This is a genomic window from Mucilaginibacter sp. PPCGB 2223 (assembly GCF_001705515.1).
Classification (GTDB): domain Bacteria; phylum Bacteroidota; class Bacteroidia; order Sphingobacteriales; family Sphingobacteriaceae; genus Mucilaginibacter.
In genome coordinates this window covers 330,709-348,564 of the sequence record NZ_MDJS01000003.1, presented here as the reverse complement: position 1 = coordinate 348,564, position 17,856 = coordinate 330,709, and the positions used below count along the sequence as shown (strand labels likewise).

The following is a 17,856-nucleotide window of genomic DNA, read 5'->3' as shown; positions in this document are numbered from 1 at the left end:
TTGATATTTGTCAAAAAATTACCGGTTTGTTATGATTGTTTAACCTTAAATAAATGTTTTGATGTTTAACAGGCATATACCGTAGGTGTTTACCGGGTAATAAAATTTATACTGTGTACCTGATTACCCATTTTGAGTAACCGGGGCTTGTGCCATGCGCGTTTTTACGTCCGGATTAACTTTAAGTTACAATTAATCGTCGAAATTTAATTAATAATAATACTCCTGTTAATGCGCTCAGAATAAAATTTTATCCGAAACAATTATTGTAAAGGCTTAACCTGTTTCATACCTGTTAATTTTGCGGATAATAAAATAGATTGTAAATTCATTCAACCAATTTACGTAAATTAATACCGTACAGTTTATATTATTAACCACATTTGCTCCCGTAAACTATGGATGCTATTGGTCCGGCCGTATTTGAAAACGCAGGTATTGGTTTTTGGGAATGGAATATTCCCGAAGGGGCAATACAGCTAAGCAGCGTTTTTAAAAGTATGCTCGGTTACGATAGCAGTAGCCGGGAGCAGATGCCATTTAAATGGGAACTGCTGGTTTTTGCTGATGACCTTCAAGTTATACTGGAAAACTATAAGCAGCATGCGCAGAGCCAGGGCAAAATACCCTTCCAAAACGAGGCCCGTTACCGGCATAAAAACGGCTCGCTGCTGTGGCTGCGGTGCACAGGTGAGATAACAACCCGCGGGCAAAGTGCCGAACCGCTTAAAATGTCGGGTTGCGTAATTGATATCTCTCACCAAAAAAATACTGAAGACAGGCTGACAAAAGCAGAAAACCTGCTCGATCTGACTAACCAGGTAGCCCGTGTAGGCGGCTGGGAGGTTGATCTGATCAGGAAAAAGGCAAGATGGTCAAAAGTAGTTAAGCAGATATACGAAGTGCCTTACGATTACGAACCGCAGTACGATATCATAACCGGCAAAGGTTCGGGTTTTATTTTGCATAAGGCCAGCCGCAAACTGATAGATGATGCCACGAACGAAGCGATAAAAAGCGGGAGATCATATAATCTCGAAATCAAGATTACCACGGCTACCGGTAAGGAGCTGTGGACGCGCATTATCGGCCATGCCGAGTTTGAGAGTGGAACCTGTAAACGGCTATACGGCACTTTTCAGGATATCGACAGCCAGAAAAGGATGCGTGAGGAGTTCGAGATCGGCGAACAGCAGTTCAGGAGCGCGTTTGAAAATGCTACTATCGGCATGGCCCTGGTATCGCTTGACGGTAAATGGATGAAAGTAAACCATGTACTATGCGATTTGCTGGGTTACACCCGCGACGAACTGATGGGGCTAACCTTCCAGGATATAACACACCCTGATGATCTGGAGCATGATATAGGCATGGTGGTGAAGGTACTTGAAGGTAAGATTAACAACTATCAGATCGAAAAAAGGTATATCCACAAAGACGGGAATATTATTTGGGCGTTACTGAGCGTATCGCTGGTGCGCGATAATGCAGGTAAACCCCTTCATTTTGTATCACAGATAGAGAATATCACGCTGCGCCGCAGCGCCGAAATAAAACTACGCGAAAGCGAAGCCAAATACCGCAAAATATTTGAAAACGTGCAAGACGTTTTCTATCAGACCGATGTCAATGGGATCGTAACCGAGATCAGCCCGTCTATTGAGAACTATTCGGGTTACAAGCGGGAGAAGATCATCGGCAGCCATGTAGAAGATTTTTATTATTACCCCGAAGACCGGCAGAAGCTGGTCGACCTGCTGAAAGAACACGGCAAGGTAAACGATTTCCAGGTGCGGTTAAAAACCAGCAGCAGCGAGATTGTGCATACATCTATCAATGCGCATTTGCTGTTTGACGACTATGGTACTTTTTGCGGGTTTGAAGGCAGTATGCGCGATATTCGTGAGCGCAAAATAGCCGAGGATGCCCTGAAGGAGCGCGACGCCTTATTAACCAAATTATCCGAGCAGATACCCGGAGTGATCTACCAGTTCCAGTTTTTCCCCGACGGCCGATCGTGCTTCCCGTTTGCCAGTGGTGGTACTGTTGAGTTGTTTGGCTTGACGCCCGATGAATTAAGATACGATTCGACACCCGTTTTTAACCGGATACACCAGGACGATTTTGCCGCATTTTACCGCTCGGTTATTACATCGTTCAATACACTTACGCGCTGGGAACACGAGTTCAGGCTGTCCATACCCGGGCAGCCGGTTAAATGGCTGCATGGTTCATCGCGGCCAGAATTACAACCCGATAAAAGCGTGATTTGGCACGGTTACGTAACGGATATAACTGAGAAAAAGACCAGGGAACAAGAATTGCAAAATGCCTTCGACCTGGTAACCGAGCAAAACAACAGGCTTATTAATTTCGCATACATCATATCGCACAACCTGCGAACACACTCCGGCAATTTTGAAATACTGGTTAAACTGTTACAGGAGGCCGAAAACCGGGGAGAAGAACAGATATTGTTGGGACACCTCGAAAAAGTATCCGACCAATTGAGCGAAACCATTATGCACCTTAATGAGGTTGTATCCATACAAACCAGCATCAGTTTAGAGCGTACCAAGCTTAACCTGTTTACCTATGTTGAGAAGGCCATATTACAACTGAAAAATAATTCGAGCTACCGCGATGCGCTTATTGTTAATAAAGTAGCTCCAAGCCTCGAGATCAAATACAACCCGGCATACATCGAGAGTATTTTATTTAATTTTTTGTCGAATGGGGTAAAGTACGGCGACCCGGGTAAGCAAACCATTATTGTGGTAAGCAGTTACACCGAAGACGGGCAGCAGGTATTAGAAATTACGGACAACGGCCTGGGTATCGACCTGCAAAAAAATGCCGATAAGCTTTTCGGCATGTACAAAACCTTCCACGAAAACAGCGATGGCAAAGGCATTGGCCTGTTCATCACCAAAAGCCAGGTGGAAGCCATGGGCGGCAAAATTGTGGTAAGCAGCGAGGTAGGGCGCGGGACGACGTTTAAGATATATCTATAGTATAAGCGAAGGTAAACGTGCTTACCCGGTAAAATATATTTCTATATTCACCGAACAATCGGGCACAAAATTTAGTTTAAATACAGCACTCGAACACTGCCCTGTAAATTTTTAATTACCCATAAATAACCAATAAACTATGCCTATCATTGTATGTCAAATTGGTGTTTATAGCCAAAATATAACCTACTAAAGTGTACCCTGATTTATCTGTCGCTAACTCTGTCAGCATCATCAAAGGAGCTGATCGTCCCGATCTGCTGCGCAATGAAACCCTGGCCGATATCTTCGCTCATACTGCTAAAATTAACCCTGATCATACCGCACTCATCTTTGGGGATGAATCGCTTACCTATGCCCAGCTCGATCATTGGAGCGATAAGGTTGCCGCTTACCTGGAGCACGAAGGAATAAAGCGCGGCGCAAAAGTGGGTATATGGTGGAAGCGTGGGTTAGAGTTGCATGTGGCGGTATTAGGGATCATTAAAGCGGGAGCGACCTATGTACCGGTCGACCGGGAAATGCCTGCCGAAAGGGTAGAGACCGTTTTAACCGAGTGCGAAGCCGATGCCTGTTTCAGTGCCGGGCAATTAAACGTAACCTGCCCGATGCTGAGCGTACCGGCGCAGCCGCAAGCAAGTGAAACTTTTGAGCTGACCCAGCACCCGGAACCGGACAATTGCGCTTATATATTATATACATCGGGCAGTACAGGCAAACCCAAAGGCATACCGATCGGTCACCGACAGATATGCCAGCTGGTGCGGGCCGAACAAAGCATTTTCCATATCAATAGCAGCGATCGTGTTTACCAGGGCTTTTCTGTTTCGTTTGATATGTGGTGCGAGGAAACCTGGGTAAGCTATCTGGCAGGCGCCACCATCTGGGTAGCCGATAATACTACTTCGAAAGCTATCGACGAGTTGGGCGACGTTTTAAAAAAACAAAATATAACCATATTGCATGCTGTACCGAGTTTGCTTGCAGTGATTGATGAGGATAACCCCAAGATACGCCTGGTGAACGCCGGCGGCGAAGCTTGTACCCCGCAGGTACTGGCTAAGTGGGCTAAACCGGGCAGGCAATTTTACAACAGTTACGGGCCAACCGAAACAACAGTTACCGCTACGATAGCACACCTGCAGCCCGGCGACCCGATAACCATAGGCGACCCATTGCCGAATTATAACCTGGCCGTGGTAGACGAGCAATTGAACCTGCTGCCCCGGGGCGAACGCGGCGAACTGGTAATCAGCGGGCCGGGATTATCCGCCGGGTATGTTAAACTGCCCGAGCTAACCAGGGAAAAATTTGTAGATAAACCCGAATCGCTGGCGGATATGCCGGGCGACAGGATATATCGTACCGGCGATGCCTGCATCATTAACGAGGATGGAACCGTCGACCTGCAGGGCCGCTTTGACGACCAGATCAAACTCCGTGGCTATCGCATCGAACTGGGTGAGATCGAAGTTAAACTGAATGGCCTGCCGGGCATTATGTCGGCAGCGGTAGCCGTTAAAAAGGACAGCAACGAACAGGACCAATTGGTGGGTTACGTAGTTACCGAAGATAATACCCAAGTCGACGAAGCTGTGCTGCGCGCCGAGCTATTGAAAGTATTACCAGGCTATATGGTACCGGGTACTATTGTTGGGTTACCCGAAATGCCGCGCATGCCCAGCGGAAAGATCAACCGCAAAGCGCTACCTGTGCCCGATATATTATTGGCCACCAGCGGCGACCCAACCGATACGCTCGATCTGAATGCACCGCTTGCCGACCGTTTGCTGGCCGTGCTGAATAAAACCTTTCCCAATAAAACCGTCACCCTGTCGATGGACTTTTTTGAGGATTTGGGCGGCCACTCTTTGCTTGCGGCTGCTTTGGTATCGCGCCTTCGCCGCGATGCGGGCATCCCGCAGGCATCGTTAAAGGATATTTACCTGCACCGGCCGTTAAGTTCACTGGTGCAGGAGTGGGAAACACACGCTAAAACCGAAAAGAAAGAGCGCACTTTTAACAAAGTGCGGCTGATACGCTATTTAGCTTGTTGGGCGGCCCAAACAGTGTCGCTGGGTATCATTTTCGGGTTGTTTGCCGTGGAGATATTTTCGCCCTACCTGGCTTATTATTACTTTGAGCAGGATGATCAGACCCGCGCCTTTGCCTTGCTGATGGCATTGGTATTCTTCTGTTTCATCCCACCTCTGTACACCTCTACCATTGTTTTATCAAAATGGCTGGTCATCGGTAAAATGAAAGAGGGCGATTATCCGCTGTGGGGCACTTACTATTTCCGCTGGTGGTTTGTGCGGACGATCAGCAGGTTGCTGCCGATGCAGTTTTTGAACGGTACGCCGCTATATCCCTTCTTTTTACGGATGCTGGGCGTTAAGGTGGAAGCCGATGCGCAGATCAGCCAGTTTAGTATCGGGGCCGAAGATCTGGTAAGTATCGGCCGCGATGTGAGCATCAGCTCGGATGTGATGCTCAATAACGCCTGGGTTGAGGATGGTATGCTCAAATTGCGAAAGATAACCTTAGGCGATCACGCGTATATCGGCAGCGGCGCCGTCATAGCGGGCGGTGCTGTAATGGAAGAGTGGAGCGAACTCCAGGACCTGAGCCACCTGCAGGAGGGGAAAACCATTCGCCCCGGCGAGATCTGGTACGGTAGCCCGGCACAGTTAAAAGAGACCAAAGCTATTGACGAACTTCCACAACCTTTGCCGGTGCCCCCAGCTAAACGCAAACGGTACATGTTTGCCTTTGCGGTATCGGTAGCGGTATTTCCTTTTATTATCCTGTTGCCGCTTATCCCGATCATTATCGCGGTAAACAACCTCGATAACAACGCCGACCCCTGGGATTTTACCTACATGTGGCGTATCCCAATACTGGCAACAATTTACATCGTGCTTTTTGCATGCGAAACTATTGTGTTAACCCGGGCTTTGCAATGGAGGCTTAAACCCGGCAAATACCCCATATACAGCCTGGCTTATATGCGCAAATGGTTTGCCGATCAGCTGATATCGTTATGCCTGATCGTATTACATCCTATCTATGCAACCGTTTTTGTATCAATGTTCTTCAGAGCGCTTGGCGCGAAGATCGGTAAGAATACCGAGGTATCCACAGCCAGTAATGTTACCCACCCACTACTTGAGATAGGCGACGGAGCCTTTATTGCCGATGCGGTTACGCTCGGCGAGGCCGATATCCGTGCCCAGCAACTGATACTGGACAAGACGGTTATCAGCAGCAACAGCTTTGTGGGTAACAGCGCCCTGATACCGCAGGGCTATCATTTGCCCGGCGATATGCTGGTAGGTGTGTTATCAACTCCGCCAAGCGCAGAGCAATTGGAAACCGAGACCGCACGCGATTGGTTCGGCTCGCCGGCCATAGCTATGCCGCGCCGGCAGGGGAGTACGGTTTACCCGCCCGAGTTAACGGTTACCCCGAAATGGGGGCGCAGGTTGGCCCGCGGGACGGTCGAGTTTATACGCATCATCTTACCCGAAAGCGCAATTATTTGTTTTACTATTTTGTTCATCGCTTATGCGCACTCGCTGGTTATCGACGAACCAATGTGGAAGGTGATCGTATTGTTCCCGGTGTATTACCTGAGGTTTATGGGTATACCGGCATTTTTATTAGTGCTGTTGTTAAAATGGGCCTTCATCGGCAAATACCGGGCGAGGCAAAAACCTATGTGGACCTGGATGGTTTGGCGCAGCGAAGCCGTTACTTCAACCTATGAGGCACTGGCTGTACCGTTTTTACTGGACTATCTGCGCGGTACGCCCTGGTTGCCATTGTTTTTGAAGCTAATGGGCGTAAAAATCGGTAAGCGTGCCTGGTTGAACACTACCGACTTTACCGAACATGATATGATCACGATGGGCGACGATGTGGAGCTGAATGAGGATTGCGGCCCGCAAACACACCTGTTTGAAGACAGGGTAATGAAGATTGGCCCGGTTAAAATAGGCGACAGGAGCAGCGTAGGGTCGCGCACCATTGTATTGTACGATAGTGAGATAGGTAACGATACCAATATCAGTGCACTATCGTTGGTAATGAAGGGCGAAAACCTTTCGCCGGGTACTGATTGGGTAGGCAGCCCGGTAAAACCTGCCTGATGAATGTGCAAATGAAAAAATGTGCAGATAAAACCTGAAAAGCATTTTTGCACATCATCTGTTAATGTTTGTTAATTATACAGCACTTATAAGGGTATATAAAATCCTGATATATACTTTTATCGCAAAGTATAATGAGCAATGTATCACACACTTAAATCGGCCATCTTTTTATTGCTATTTTTTGTCGTAAATGTTGCTTCCGCACAAAGCAACCTGTTAAAGGCCAAAGATTTGGGCCGCCAGGCAGTTGCACTCGAAGATCAGGGTCGGTTTATGGAAGCACTTAACCTTTTAGCCGACGCCCAAAAGCTCGACCCTGCAAGCGCCATTTACCCTTACGAGATGGCGTATTGCTATTACAGTACTAAAGACTATCAACGCGCTATCGAAATACTGCTCAAATTAAAAAGCTATAAAGATGTTTTTGCCCGGGTTTACCAGTTGCTTGGCAATAGTTATGATGATACCGGGATGAAAGATAAAGCTATTGAAACCTATGAGGCCGGGCTTAAGCTATTCCCCGATGCGGGCGAGCTGTACCTCGAATCGGCAGTGATCCGGATAGGTAAACAGGATTTTGTTAAGGCGCTTGATTTTTGCGAACAAGGTATCAAAGCCGACCCTGCTTTTGCATCAAATTATTATTGGGCCTCGCGTATTTACTGCGCCACAAGCGAAACCGTTTGGGGCCTGATATACGGCGAAATATTTATGAACCTGGAGCGTAGCGGCAAGCGCCGGGATGAGATAAGCAAGCTGCTTTTTGATACTTACAAAACCAGTATTACTATTGGCGACGGCGGTAAGGTACGTGTTGATTTTAGTAAGCGCGATACCATTAATGTCGACCCTAAAGAAGATATCTCGAAGTTTAAAATGCCGTTTAACCTGGCGTATGGCTTACCGGTGTTAATGAACGTTGGCGCCCCAAAAACCATCGACCTGGAATCACTGAACAATATCCGTACAGGTTTTATCAGATCGTATCATAAAATGGGTTACGACAAGTTGTACCCTAACGCTTTGTTCAATTACCAGGATGAGATTATAAAAGCCGGGCATTTTGAAGCGTATAATCATTGGCTGTTAATGAAGGGCGACGAAGCGGGTTTTAGCACCTGGTATAAAGCCAATAAGCCTAAATGGGACGCCTTTTATGCGTGGTACAACGCCAATCCCATAAAAATTAACCGGGATAACAGGTTCTATCGCGGGCAGTATTAAATTATATTCCTTCAATAAATACAGGCGTTTCTGAAACGGTCACATCCAGTTTGCCGTTTGCGGTTTTTTGGGTATGATCAACCATCGTTTCGGAACCAACTTTAAGGGTATGGATGACTGCGTTGGCGGTGCCGAGGTTCAGGATGAAATGACCACTGCGGCCTTGTTCATCAGGTATCATCAATACATACATTTTTTTAAGTCCGGATTGGTAAACGTCCACCAGCGGATCATTATTGATAGTTTTGGTATAAGTGTAGTTACCGGTTAATCGAGCAGTTTGTAAAATATAATCAGCAGCAGGGCGGCGTTTAAGCGTATGTTCATCAGTTAAGCCGGAGGTGCCGTATTGAACGGTGCTGGTTGGGTTATCATCAAACAACTGGTAAAAAAACAGGCGCTTTATACCATGCCGGTTAAACAACAGGGCCGATCGCAATATCCAGTCGGCCTGGGTTTCTTCGGCTGTTTTATTACCGATCTTAATGGCCCGCTGCGGACTATGGCCGTTCAGATCATAACCACACTCGGTTACCCAAACTTCGGGCCTGTGAGCGGTCGCATCGGCTAAAGCCACAAAACTATCCGCAACGCGAGCTGCTTCGGTTAGTTCGGGAGCTTTGCCGCGTGTTGCCTGTTTATCGCTGTTGCCCTGGTTATCGTTGGGGTAAAAGTGATAATTGATTACATCGAAGCACAGGTCGACGCTGCCATCTTTGCGATACCCGCGGTGTATCTTGCACCAGTCGATCATCCGGCGCACAAAATCAGGATCGGGGTTGGCCAGGCCGCCCATTACCACCTGCATGCCGGGGTCGGCAGTTTTTACGCCGGCATCTTTGCTCAGGCGGCCCTGGTCTCCATCGTAAAAGGCAGATAGGTTGGCTGCGTACTCCTCGGCACTTTGCTGAGCCTGTTTGCCTTTCCACCATTTATCACGTTCGTTGTCGCATTCGATGTACCTGATCAATCCCAGTCCGGTCTTCACCTCATTCACCGGGTCGGCCGTCCAGCGTGGTTTGGTATTAACGGTAACCAATTGTGCAGGTACATTTTTATTATATCCATACCGCGCCGCAAACTGAAAAGCCGCTTTAGCCTGCAGCAGGTATGTAGCCGGTTTTAGCCTGTCTAAGCCATAAGGTGCGGGCACATTTTCGCCCCCTTGCTGAGCGGCGGGGTAGGTTTTTACAAGCCATGGCGGGCAGTTTTTTAAACAAACCAGCACTTCGATATTGTTTTGCTTACAAGCCAGGTACATGGCGTCGTAGTTCCAGCCACCATTATTGGCAGGGTTAAAAGTAAAGCTGCCTTCGGCAGGCTCTATCTTTTCCCAATCCAGGTAATGCCGCACCTGGCTGAAGCTTTTAATGAGGTCAATTTTAGGCGGATACACATGCGATGCGTCGTTGAGATTCCCGGGGTTTTGCAAAAAATTCCACTCGTAAGCGTTAATGCCGAACATGTTTTTCAGGGCGTTGGGCATAACGCGATGAATATTATTGACATGTTCATCAGTATGCGATATGTGCCGGATACCAAGCACCGCGCCTACAGAAATAATGATGACAAAGACCGATATTTTCATTATCCTATTCATGATAGCCTGAGAAAACTATACCGGTGATAAAACTACGCAATGTAAACGAATATGCTTCCGTGTATTTATTCAATCCGAATTAAATAACACATTTATGCTGTGGATGCTTAATTTTGGATATGAGGCTAAAAAATACAGTTAAGGATACTGCACTGATTTTGCTGGGCATATTAAGCGCCGGGATGGGCTTGAAAGGCTTTTTATTGTCGAGCCATTTTATTGATGGCGGGGTTACGGGCATATCCATGCTTGCTGCGGATACCACGCATATCTCGATCTCGCTGCTCATCTTTATCATCAACGTGCCGTTTTTGTGGTTGGGTTACCATAAGTTGGGCGTCAGGTTCGCAGTGAAAAGTACCCTGGCCATTGCCGGTCTTTCGCTTTGCGTGGCGTTGATCAACTACCCAGATGTTACCCACGATAAATTGTTGACGGCTGTATTCGGTGGCTTTTTTATCGGCGTGGGTATAGGGTTTGCCATGCGCGGCGGCGCGGTACTGGATGGGACCGAGATAGCGGCATTGCTGGTGAGTAAGAAAACACAGCTGATCAAGGTAAGCGATTTTATCCTGATACTGAATGTATTGATATTTTCGGCGGCGGCTTTCTTTTTGGGTATTGAGCCGGCGTTGTATTCCATTTTAACTTATCTGGCTGCATCAAAAATGGTCGATTTTATATTGAACGGTATAGAGCAGTACACCGGCATTACCATCGTATCCTTAAAAAGTGAAGAGATCAGGGCGGTCATCACCGAACAATTGGGCCGCGGCGTAACTATTTACGAAGGTAAAAGCGGTTACGGTAAAGACGGGCAGATCAACGATCCGCGCGATATTATTTTTACCGTGGCTACCCGTTTGGAGATACCGGCGTTAAAGAATGCGATACTGAACGTCGATCCCAAGGCCTTTATCGTACAGCAAAGCATCGAAGATACTACAGGCGGCTTGCTTAAACGTAAGCGGCTGCACTAAGGTTTCAACCGGAAAATTGTTTTTTTACGGTTGAATTCCGGTGTTTTCACGGTTTTTTGATAAAGTGATGTTGTGCAATTTAGCATTACAATACCGCTATCTATGAACCCTTATCACATTGCCCGGCTAAAAGCCCTTTGGCGCAAGATTGTATCCGTACAGTATACCGATGTATTGCTCTTTATCTGGTTAAATGTATAACATGAAAAGAGTACCGGTATACCAGATGGTTTTTGCGAGGAGCGCCAACTCTACGCTCGGGCTGGCATTTAATGCCGAAGCAGATACCAGCGACGCTTCCAGGAGCACGCTGCCTTTGTTTGTAATACCCCGTATCCCATCGCTTGGAACAGGCCTCGAATATTATTTTCCGGGTGAGCTGAACGGGCAATACACCGACTATAGCCTTGATTTTGAAGACGACGAAACTTCGTTGGTTATCTCAGATCCAAGGTTGAAATACCAGGTACATTTCAGCTTTCATTCGTTCGATCAGGCCTTTGTTTATTTAGGCAAACGCGATGATATTGTTGAACAACACACGCACTTCTATATCCTAAAGCCGCTGGATAGACTCATTATGGATAAACTATACCAGGAACAGGGGGTTTGTTTTTCAGGATTGAAAGCCTCATAAAAAAACGCCGCCCAAGTATTGAGCGGCGCCCCGTAATGTTAAAAATCGTTAAATTTTATTGTGGTTTTTCGGGCGCTTTGCCTATCAGGTCCATAAACTGATCGAGTTTTGGCGTGATGATGATCTGCGTGCGCCTGTTTTTTGATTTACCCGCGTCAGTGGTATTATCGGCCACAGGGTTATACTCGCCACGGCCGCCAGCTGTTAAACGCTTCGGATCGACCCCATAGTTGTTCTGCAGGGCCTGCACTACCGAGGAGGCACGTAAAGCACTTAAATCCCAGTTATTACGGATGTTGGGCTGTGAAATAGGTACATTATCGGTATTACCTTCAATTAAAACATCGTAGGTGCTGTAATCGGTGATGATCTTGGCTATTTTGGCCAGCGAAGCGCCGGCTTTATCAGATATCTCATAACTGCCTGACTTGTACAGCATATTATCCGACAAGGAGATATACACCACACCTTTCAAAACTTTCACATCTACATCCTTCATCTCGTCGGCACTTAACGAGCGGGTTAGATTGGTAGTTAAAACCATATTAAGCGAGTCGCTTTTGTTTTTAACGTCGACCAGGTGCCGGATGTATTTATTGGACACGTTAATCTCATCAACCAGTTTGGCGATATTGGCGCCGCCCTGATTGTTGCCTGCCAAACATTTATCGAGCGATTCCTGTAAGGCTGCCAATGCCGATTTTTGCTGTGCTATCTGCTCTTCGAGGCTGGCATTACGGCTCTTGGCTATATTCAGGTCTTGCGTAGTGGAGGCGTAACGTGTGGTCAGGTCTTTGTTGGCATCCTGCAGCTTGGAGTTTTCCGACTGTAGCTGCATATATTCCTTTTTGCTCACGCAACTGGTGATCAGTACTGCGCCAAGGAATAAGATAGGGGCTATTTTTAGGAACTTCATAAGTTTGTATTATTGATCATGATCGTAAATATTTACGATCATGATTATAACAGAAAATAGTGTAGAATGTTTGTGTGGATAGGGCCGCAATAGTGAAATTACAAATAACACGCCCGTGCATTTATGCAAGAGCGCGCCATTTTACAGTATATAACATCTATGTCAATTCCCACCAAAAACCTTACCCGATAATGCCTTCAGGTTTTCCATTTCGGTTTCCAGGTCTCCTACGGTGCCTTTCCATACAGTCGACCCAAACCAGTCGGTAGCGGCTATCCCGGTATAGGTCGGATAATTGGTTTTTAATGCGGTATTGCATTGTTCGGCATAGGTTTTACAACTGAGTAATTGCTGGTAGGCCAGTTTAAGCCGTGCCTGTATATCATTTAGTTTTGCTCTCACGGTTGCATATTGTTGTATCAGTACCTCCCTGTCGGCATTCACTGCCTGCATTTGTTGATCTACACTTGCTTTTTTTGTATCCAGGCTACCTTTCCAGGTATCCAGCTTGCCTTTCCAATCGTCCAGGTCGGCCTTGCGGCCATTTAGCCGCGCTACGTTTCCTGCGTCCCTCTTATCTGCAGGTAAGGCATTGTTTGCCGCTACATCGTTGTTATATGTAGTTAATATTGATGTGTATTTATTAAGGTTGGTGGTGTACTGATTAAGGTCCTCTTTATAGGGCCCTAACGCGTTTTTGTTATAATTGTCAAGCTTTTCGGTATAGTCCTTGGTTTTGCCGGTTAATCCATTCATTTCTGTTTCGGTAGCCTTGGCCGATGCATTTAAGCCGGCCGCTTCGCCGGTCAACGCTTGTGCTGCCATTTGCGCCGTAGCGGCGGCGCTTTTTAATGCTTCGGGCGATTTAAGCTCGCCGATAGCGGGTGATTTATAGGTAGTGCCTTGCACAGTAACGTCGATCTGTGCCATTAAGGTTAAAGGGCACATGAGCAGAAAGATGAGTGATAAAGTTTTCATAATCATAATTTAAATAGAGGTTTATAGTATTTAATCAGTAAACTCACTATTCCGGTCATCGATCTTAGCTGAGATATCAGGTCATAAACGCTCAAAATATACTAAACAGCTTATTTTGTGCTATCTGTCGACAGGCGACCGAAATGTTTTAAAGAACATTTATAATTGAAAACAACAGATGGAATGAATGGTCAACTTAAAGAGTTGAGTGTTAGTTCTTTCAGAACTGTAATATAATTTAGGTTTTGATAGTAAAGTTAAAGAAAAACATTTGGTATATTTACATATACAAAGCTAATCTACTAATCAATTACCTATAAATCTGGCACTTACCAGAGTTTTTTGACCTTTTAACCTTTCTTATCATGAAAAAGCTTTTGTTTTTAAGTTTATGCTTATTTATTGGCCTGCAAGGCGTTTGCCAGGTTGGCGAAAGCACCGGTTTAGAATTTGGATTTGTTCAGGGCGGGATGACGGGCTTCCCTGGATACTCCAATGGCGGCCTTTTTTCGGGTGCGATATTTAAAGAATTTATGGCCCGGAAACAGGGTACCAATGTGCCTACCGTTGGCGCCGAATTTAAACTGAACTGGAGCTATTATTCGATGGATAACGGTAACGGTAATAGTTTTTATATGAATGTTTACACATTGCCCGTTACATTTAAAGCTAATTTAGGTTCAAGCTGGACGTATCAGACACGAAAAGAAGGCGACGAATTAAAAACATACAGCATGTTTCGGGCTATTTACCTGTATGCCGGCCCCGAAGCCGGTTACTGGCAAACCAATGCTACCCATCCGGGAACGCTTAACCAGGTATTCGGTGGTGTGGTAGGAGGGATCCAGATCTGGATCAACAGATTTAAGATTGATGTTTACGGGCATAGGTCGATCTCTCCCGGTACCTATACACCCGGTAACGATTACATTCAGGGCGGAGCACTTGCCTTTGGAGTCGCATTTTAATAGAAGATAAAATCATTAAAAATAAAAGGGGCAAGATCAGGAAAATGACTTGCTCTTTTTTTATGTCATTTCTCCTCTAAAAACAACGCTTCCCCAAAAAACTCAGGCAAATGAAAGTTTGGCTGTGCTGATTCGATGTTACTCCAGCTTAAATAATGCGGCTGTGGTAGATCATCCCCACATTTATAAAAATTGAGCCTGCATTTAAGGCCGTTTAGGTTAACCGGTGTGTGATAGACAAAAATGTCCGTTGGTATAACTAACGTTAATTCCCAACAATATGCAAAGTCACCGTTTATACGCCACAGTTTAGTTTGAGACTTAATGTTCGCGATTACATCCGTGGGCAAATCTTTTCGGTCATGTTTATTGCTGCCATACCCCACAGCGCAGGTGCCGGCGCAGTTAAACTCGAGGTTGTAGTAATTGGGGGCATCTTCGATACCGATAAAAAATTCTACACAGGTGTCTTTGTATACCGGGTCGTTGGTGGTATTGTGAACCATCCGGATATGGTTTTCTAATACAGTAAACCTCAAAAATATCGATGATCCGTTATGTGCTATGCTGAAATGTACCTGCGGTTTGTACCCGTCTGTACTCCATAACAAATGATCGATATCATGATGAGCTAAGCCATCCAGTTGCCTGTCGATCTCATCAAACGTCCACCCGGTGCCAGGTGATGGCAAAAAGGGAATACTCAATTCATTCATCTCGCGGGAACCATATCAGCGTAGTACAAAAGTATCATTGGTTTTTTGTAGCCAGGCCTTTAGTGGTGGCAGCATCTTTTTAACAATACTATCGTTGCTGGCGTAGATATTATTTAGCTCGAAGGGGTCGTTTTGCAGATCGAACAGGTAAGGTTGCACTACATTCTTCTTTCGCACATAGGCCAATTTATACTTTGCCGTGCGCACACCCCTAAAGCCCGAGTTGGCATTAGGCGGGTTAATAGCGCCAAGGATATATTGCTCGTCGTACCCTTTTCCCTGGCCGGTCATCATGTATTGGGCCAGGGTTCTGCCGTCAATATCTGCGGGTATTTTTGATTTTAATCCGATCATATCCAGTAATGTGGGATAGATATCCGGGATGTTCATTAACAGTTCCGTATCAGTTTTTGGTTTGATATGCCCTTTCCAGCTTACAATGAATGGTATCCGCAGCGATTCCTCGTAAATGTTGTTTTTACTGATCTCATCGTGTTTGCCCAGGCAGTTGCCATGGTCGGCCATAAATACTACAATGGTGTTTTCATCCAGCTTGCTTTGTTTCAGGTAATTCAGGATCCGACCAACCTGCGCATCAACACCGGCAATACAGGCGTAGTAATATTTGATGTTGTTGCGGTATTCATCGCCCATTGGCGTACCGGCAGCAGGTATGTTGGGGTCTTTTAGCAGCGACGCCAGCGGCACATCCTTGTACAGGTCAACATATTGCTGAGGCACATTTTTATAATCGGAGTGTGGCGGGTTCATGGAAACAACCAACGAAAACGGTTTGCTTTTATCGCGGTAAGCATTGCCGGTGTCGGTTAAATAAGCAATGGCTTTATCGGCTTCGTGCTGCGGCCCCCATTCGTTTACATAATGAAAACTATCGCGAACGGCTTTGGTATCCCAATACATGGGGTGCATATGCCTGTCGTAAGTACCATAGGCATACCAATAATCAAAACCGTGCCTCCTGTCGGGCGGTGTCCACTCGTTCCAGGCTACCGCGCCTTCGTTGTTATAAGTCGGGATGTAGGGCTTGTGGGGCGAATCCAGGTGCCATTTGCCGATATAACCATTGCTATAACCGTTGGCTTTTAAAATGTCCGACCAGCACACGATCTCCTTAGGCAGCTCTACACCATAAGGCTCCGTTTCGGAGTTTACGTTGCCATAAACATGGTTTTTCAATGGATATTTCCCCGACATTAACATCGCCCTCGACGGTGAGCAAACTGGATAATTAGCCACCATCTGCGAAACCACATAACCATTACGGCCAAGCGCATCAAGGTTGGGTGTTATCACATGCTCCTTGCCTTGCAGGCCAAGGGCCTGCCCGCGGTATTGATCAACAATAATGAGTAGTAGATTGGGAGCCTTTTTTACAGGAGGTATTGCTTTTTTTTGATCAGGATAGGTAAACGCCGCGATGAAGCATGCAAAGACTATGGTGAAAAATGCCAGGATAATAAATTTGAGTTTCATCATCAGTCGATCTTAATATCTATTTCGTTCAGCTCTTTATTCTCGTTCACGGTTTGCAGAACGATGGCGTATATTTCGGTATAATGCTCTTCGAGCTTTTTAACCAGTTGAAACTGCGCCCTTGCCCGCTTCAGGTTATGCCCGGCAGATTTGATCTTGTAATACACATCGCCGTTAAGGTAATCCGTTAAAAATCTTACGCCCATAATGTAGGGCAGCAACAGTACGCCCTTTACCAGCGACCGGATCTCGGTAACACCCATATAATTGATGGTCTGGCTCAAAAAACCTTCGGCAAAGGCCCTGAAAAGCGGTATGTTCAGCTGAATTTTTTCCAGGTCGGCCTCATCCTCGGGTGCCGAATTGATGATGGTTCTCACGGCATCACCAAAATCAAAGGCGGTATAGCCCGGCATAATGGTATCCAGGTCGATCACGCATTGGGCCACATCATTCTCATCAAGCAGCACATTATTAAATTTGGTGTCGTTATGTGTTACCCGTAGCGGCAGTTTACCTGCCTGGCCCATCCGGTGGATCTCGGCCATATCGTGCGCGCGTTCGTTCACAAATATGATCTCGCTGGTCACATCCTTCACACGGTTAGCGGCATCTGCTTTTATTGCTTCATCAAGTTGCCTTAGCCTGAAGACGATATTGTGAAAATCGGGTATGATCTCCGTCAGTTTCGAAACCTCCACATCAGCAACCATAGTTTGAAAATTACCAAAGGCCCTGCCGCCTTCGCGGGCCTGTTTTTCGTTGGTTACCACATCATAACTTTTGGTACCGTTCATAAAACGGTACATGCGCCAGTAGTTTCCGCTTTCGTCCTGATGATAGAACAAGCCATCTTTAGTTCCGATCAGCGTAAGCACCTGTTTATCGCCATCTGAGCCGGGTACCTGCGCCAACTTTTTTTTAATGTGATTGGTTACATACAGGATGTTATCAATCAACCCCGGAACATTTTTAAATATGTGGTGATTGATGCGCTGCAAAAGGTAATCGGGCGCGTTTTTATCAGCATTGCTTATTTTGTAGGTATCGTTAATATGCCCCGAACCAAAGGGTTTAATAGCGCCTATACTACCCTCGATCAAAAACTGGGCTATCACTTGCTTTACCCCGGCTGCTACTTCTTTATTTTCCATTGCTATCCTCCGACTGTATCG

12 protein-coding genes are annotated in these 17,856 nt (G+C 46.2%); 6 read left to right on the top strand and 6 right to left on the bottom strand.

What is annotated here, in order from left to right; genetic code table 11:
- Positions 1-398: 398 nt before the first annotated feature.
- From BEL04_RS16270 to BEL04_RS16260, 3 genes are all read left to right on the top strand, one after another.
- On the top strand, positions 399-3,014 hold the full coding sequence (locus BEL04_RS16270) for a PAS domain S-box protein (protein ID WP_066005845.1): 2,616 nt from the start codon (positions 399-401) through the stop codon (positions 3,012-3,014).
- A gap of 194 nt (positions 3,015-3,208) precedes the next feature.
- Positions 3,209-7,165 carry a Pls/PosA family non-ribosomal peptide synthetase gene (locus BEL04_RS16265; protein WP_066005844.1) on the top strand — a complete coding sequence of 1,319 codons (3,957 nt, stop codon included), beginning with the start codon at positions 3,209-3,211 and terminating at the stop codon, positions 7,163-7,165.
- Positions 7,166-7,306: 141 nt separating this feature from the next.
- Entirely contained in the window at positions 7,307-8,392 is a 1,086-nt protein-coding gene (locus BEL04_RS16260; RefSeq protein WP_066005843.1) for a lipopolysaccharide assembly protein LapB, read from the top strand.
- A 1-nt stretch (position 8,393) separates the two neighbouring features.
- Here BEL04_RS16260 and BEL04_RS16255 read toward each other — a convergent pair whose 3' ends face one another.
- On the bottom strand, positions 8,394-9,980 hold the full coding sequence (locus BEL04_RS16255; RefSeq protein ID WP_175404099.1) for a hypothetical protein: 1,587 nt from the start codon (positions 9,978-9,980) through the stop codon (positions 8,394-8,396).
- 131 nt (positions 9,981-10,111) lie between these two features.
- Between BEL04_RS16255 and BEL04_RS16250 the strand changes: the two genes are divergently transcribed.
- Together BEL04_RS16250 and BEL04_RS16245 are read left to right on the top strand one after the other, a co-directional pair.
- Positions 10,112-10,972, top strand: a complete 861-nt coding sequence (locus BEL04_RS16250) for a YitT family protein (protein ID WP_066005841.1) — start codon at positions 10,112-10,114, stop codon at positions 10,970-10,972.
- Positions 10,973-11,174: 202 nt separating this feature from the next.
- Positions 11,175-11,609, top strand: a complete 435-nt coding sequence (locus tag BEL04_RS16245) for a hypothetical protein (protein ID WP_066005840.1) — start codon at positions 11,175-11,177, stop codon at positions 11,607-11,609.
- 55 nt (positions 11,610-11,664) lie between these two features.
- Here BEL04_RS16245 and BEL04_RS16240 read toward each other — a convergent pair whose 3' ends face one another.
- Together BEL04_RS16240 and BEL04_RS16235 are read right to left on the bottom strand one after the other, a co-directional pair.
- Positions 11,665-12,525, bottom strand: coding sequence for an OmpA family protein (locus tag BEL04_RS16240; protein ID WP_066005839.1), 861 nt, complete (start codon positions 12,523-12,525; stop codon positions 11,665-11,667).
- A 162-nt stretch (positions 12,526-12,687) separates the two neighbouring features.
- Positions 12,688-13,503, bottom strand: coding sequence for a hypothetical protein (locus tag BEL04_RS16235; protein WP_139113074.1), 816 nt, complete (start codon positions 13,501-13,503; stop codon positions 12,688-12,690).
- Between the two features lie 365 nt (positions 13,504-13,868).
- On the opposite strand from BEL04_RS16235, the gene BEL04_RS16230 reads away from it, so the two are divergent.
- Positions 13,869-14,471, top strand: a complete 603-nt coding sequence (locus BEL04_RS16230; RefSeq protein WP_066005837.1) for a hypothetical protein — start codon at positions 13,869-13,871, stop codon at positions 14,469-14,471.
- 65 nt (positions 14,472-14,536) lie between these two features.
- Here the strand turns inward: BEL04_RS16230 and BEL04_RS16225 are convergent, their stop codons facing one another.
- From BEL04_RS16225 to BEL04_RS16215, 3 genes are read right to left on the bottom strand one after another with little or no spacing between them, the layout of a single operon-like run.
- Positions 14,537-15,187 (bottom strand): carbohydrate-binding family 9-like protein, encoded by a 651-nt coding sequence (locus BEL04_RS16225; RefSeq protein WP_066005836.1) that lies wholly within the window; start codon positions 15,185-15,187, stop codon positions 14,537-14,539.
- 15 nt (positions 15,188-15,202) lie between these two features.
- A complete protein-coding gene (locus BEL04_RS16220) occupies positions 15,203-16,684 on the bottom strand; it encodes a sulfatase (protein WP_066005835.1) in 1,482 nt (493 codons plus the stop codon).
- Positions 16,684-17,835, bottom strand: coding sequence for a phosphotransferase enzyme family protein (locus BEL04_RS16215; RefSeq protein WP_066005834.1), 1,152 nt, complete (start codon positions 17,833-17,835; stop codon positions 16,684-16,686). Before BEL04_RS16215 ends, BEL04_RS16220 begins: the two co-directional genes overlap by 1 nt.
- Positions 17,836-17,856: the final 21 nt, after the last annotated feature.

Coding starts and splice junctions, on each gene's coding strand:
- BEL04_RS16270 (WP_066005845.1), top strand. CDS start 399: ATGGATGCTATTGGTCCGGCCGTATTTGAAAACGCAGGTATTGGTTTT.
- BEL04_RS16260 (WP_066005843.1), top strand. CDS start 7,307: ATGTATCACACACTTAAATCGGCCATCTTTTTATTGCTATTTTTTGTC.
- BEL04_RS16255 (WP_175404099.1), bottom strand. CDS start 9,980: ATGAAAATATCGGTCTTTGTCATCATTATTTCTGTAGGCGCGGTGCTT.
- BEL04_RS16250 (WP_066005841.1), top strand. CDS start 10,112: ATGAGGCTAAAAAATACAGTTAAGGATACTGCACTGATTTTGCTGGGC.
- BEL04_RS16245 (WP_066005840.1), top strand. CDS start 11,175: ATGAAAAGAGTACCGGTATACCAGATGGTTTTTGCGAGGAGCGCCAAC.
- BEL04_RS16240 (WP_066005839.1), bottom strand. CDS start 12,525: ATGAAGTTCCTAAAAATAGCCCCTATCTTATTCCTTGGCGCAGTACTG.
- BEL04_RS16235 (WP_139113074.1), bottom strand. CDS start 13,503: ATGAAAACTTTATCACTCATCTTTCTGCTCATGTGCCCTTTAACCTTA.
- BEL04_RS16230 (WP_066005837.1), top strand. CDS start 13,869: ATGAAAAAGCTTTTGTTTTTAAGTTTATGCTTATTTATTGGCCTGCAA.
- BEL04_RS16225 (WP_066005836.1), bottom strand. CDS start 15,187: ATGAATGAATTGAGTATTCCCTTTTTGCCATCACCTGGCACCGGGTGG.
- BEL04_RS16220 (WP_066005835.1), bottom strand. CDS start 16,684: ATGATGAAACTCAAATTTATTATCCTGGCATTTTTCACCATAGTCTTT.
- BEL04_RS16215 (WP_066005834.1), bottom strand. CDS start 17,835: ATGGAAAATAAAGAAGTAGCAGCCGGGGTAAAGCAAGTGATAGCCCAG.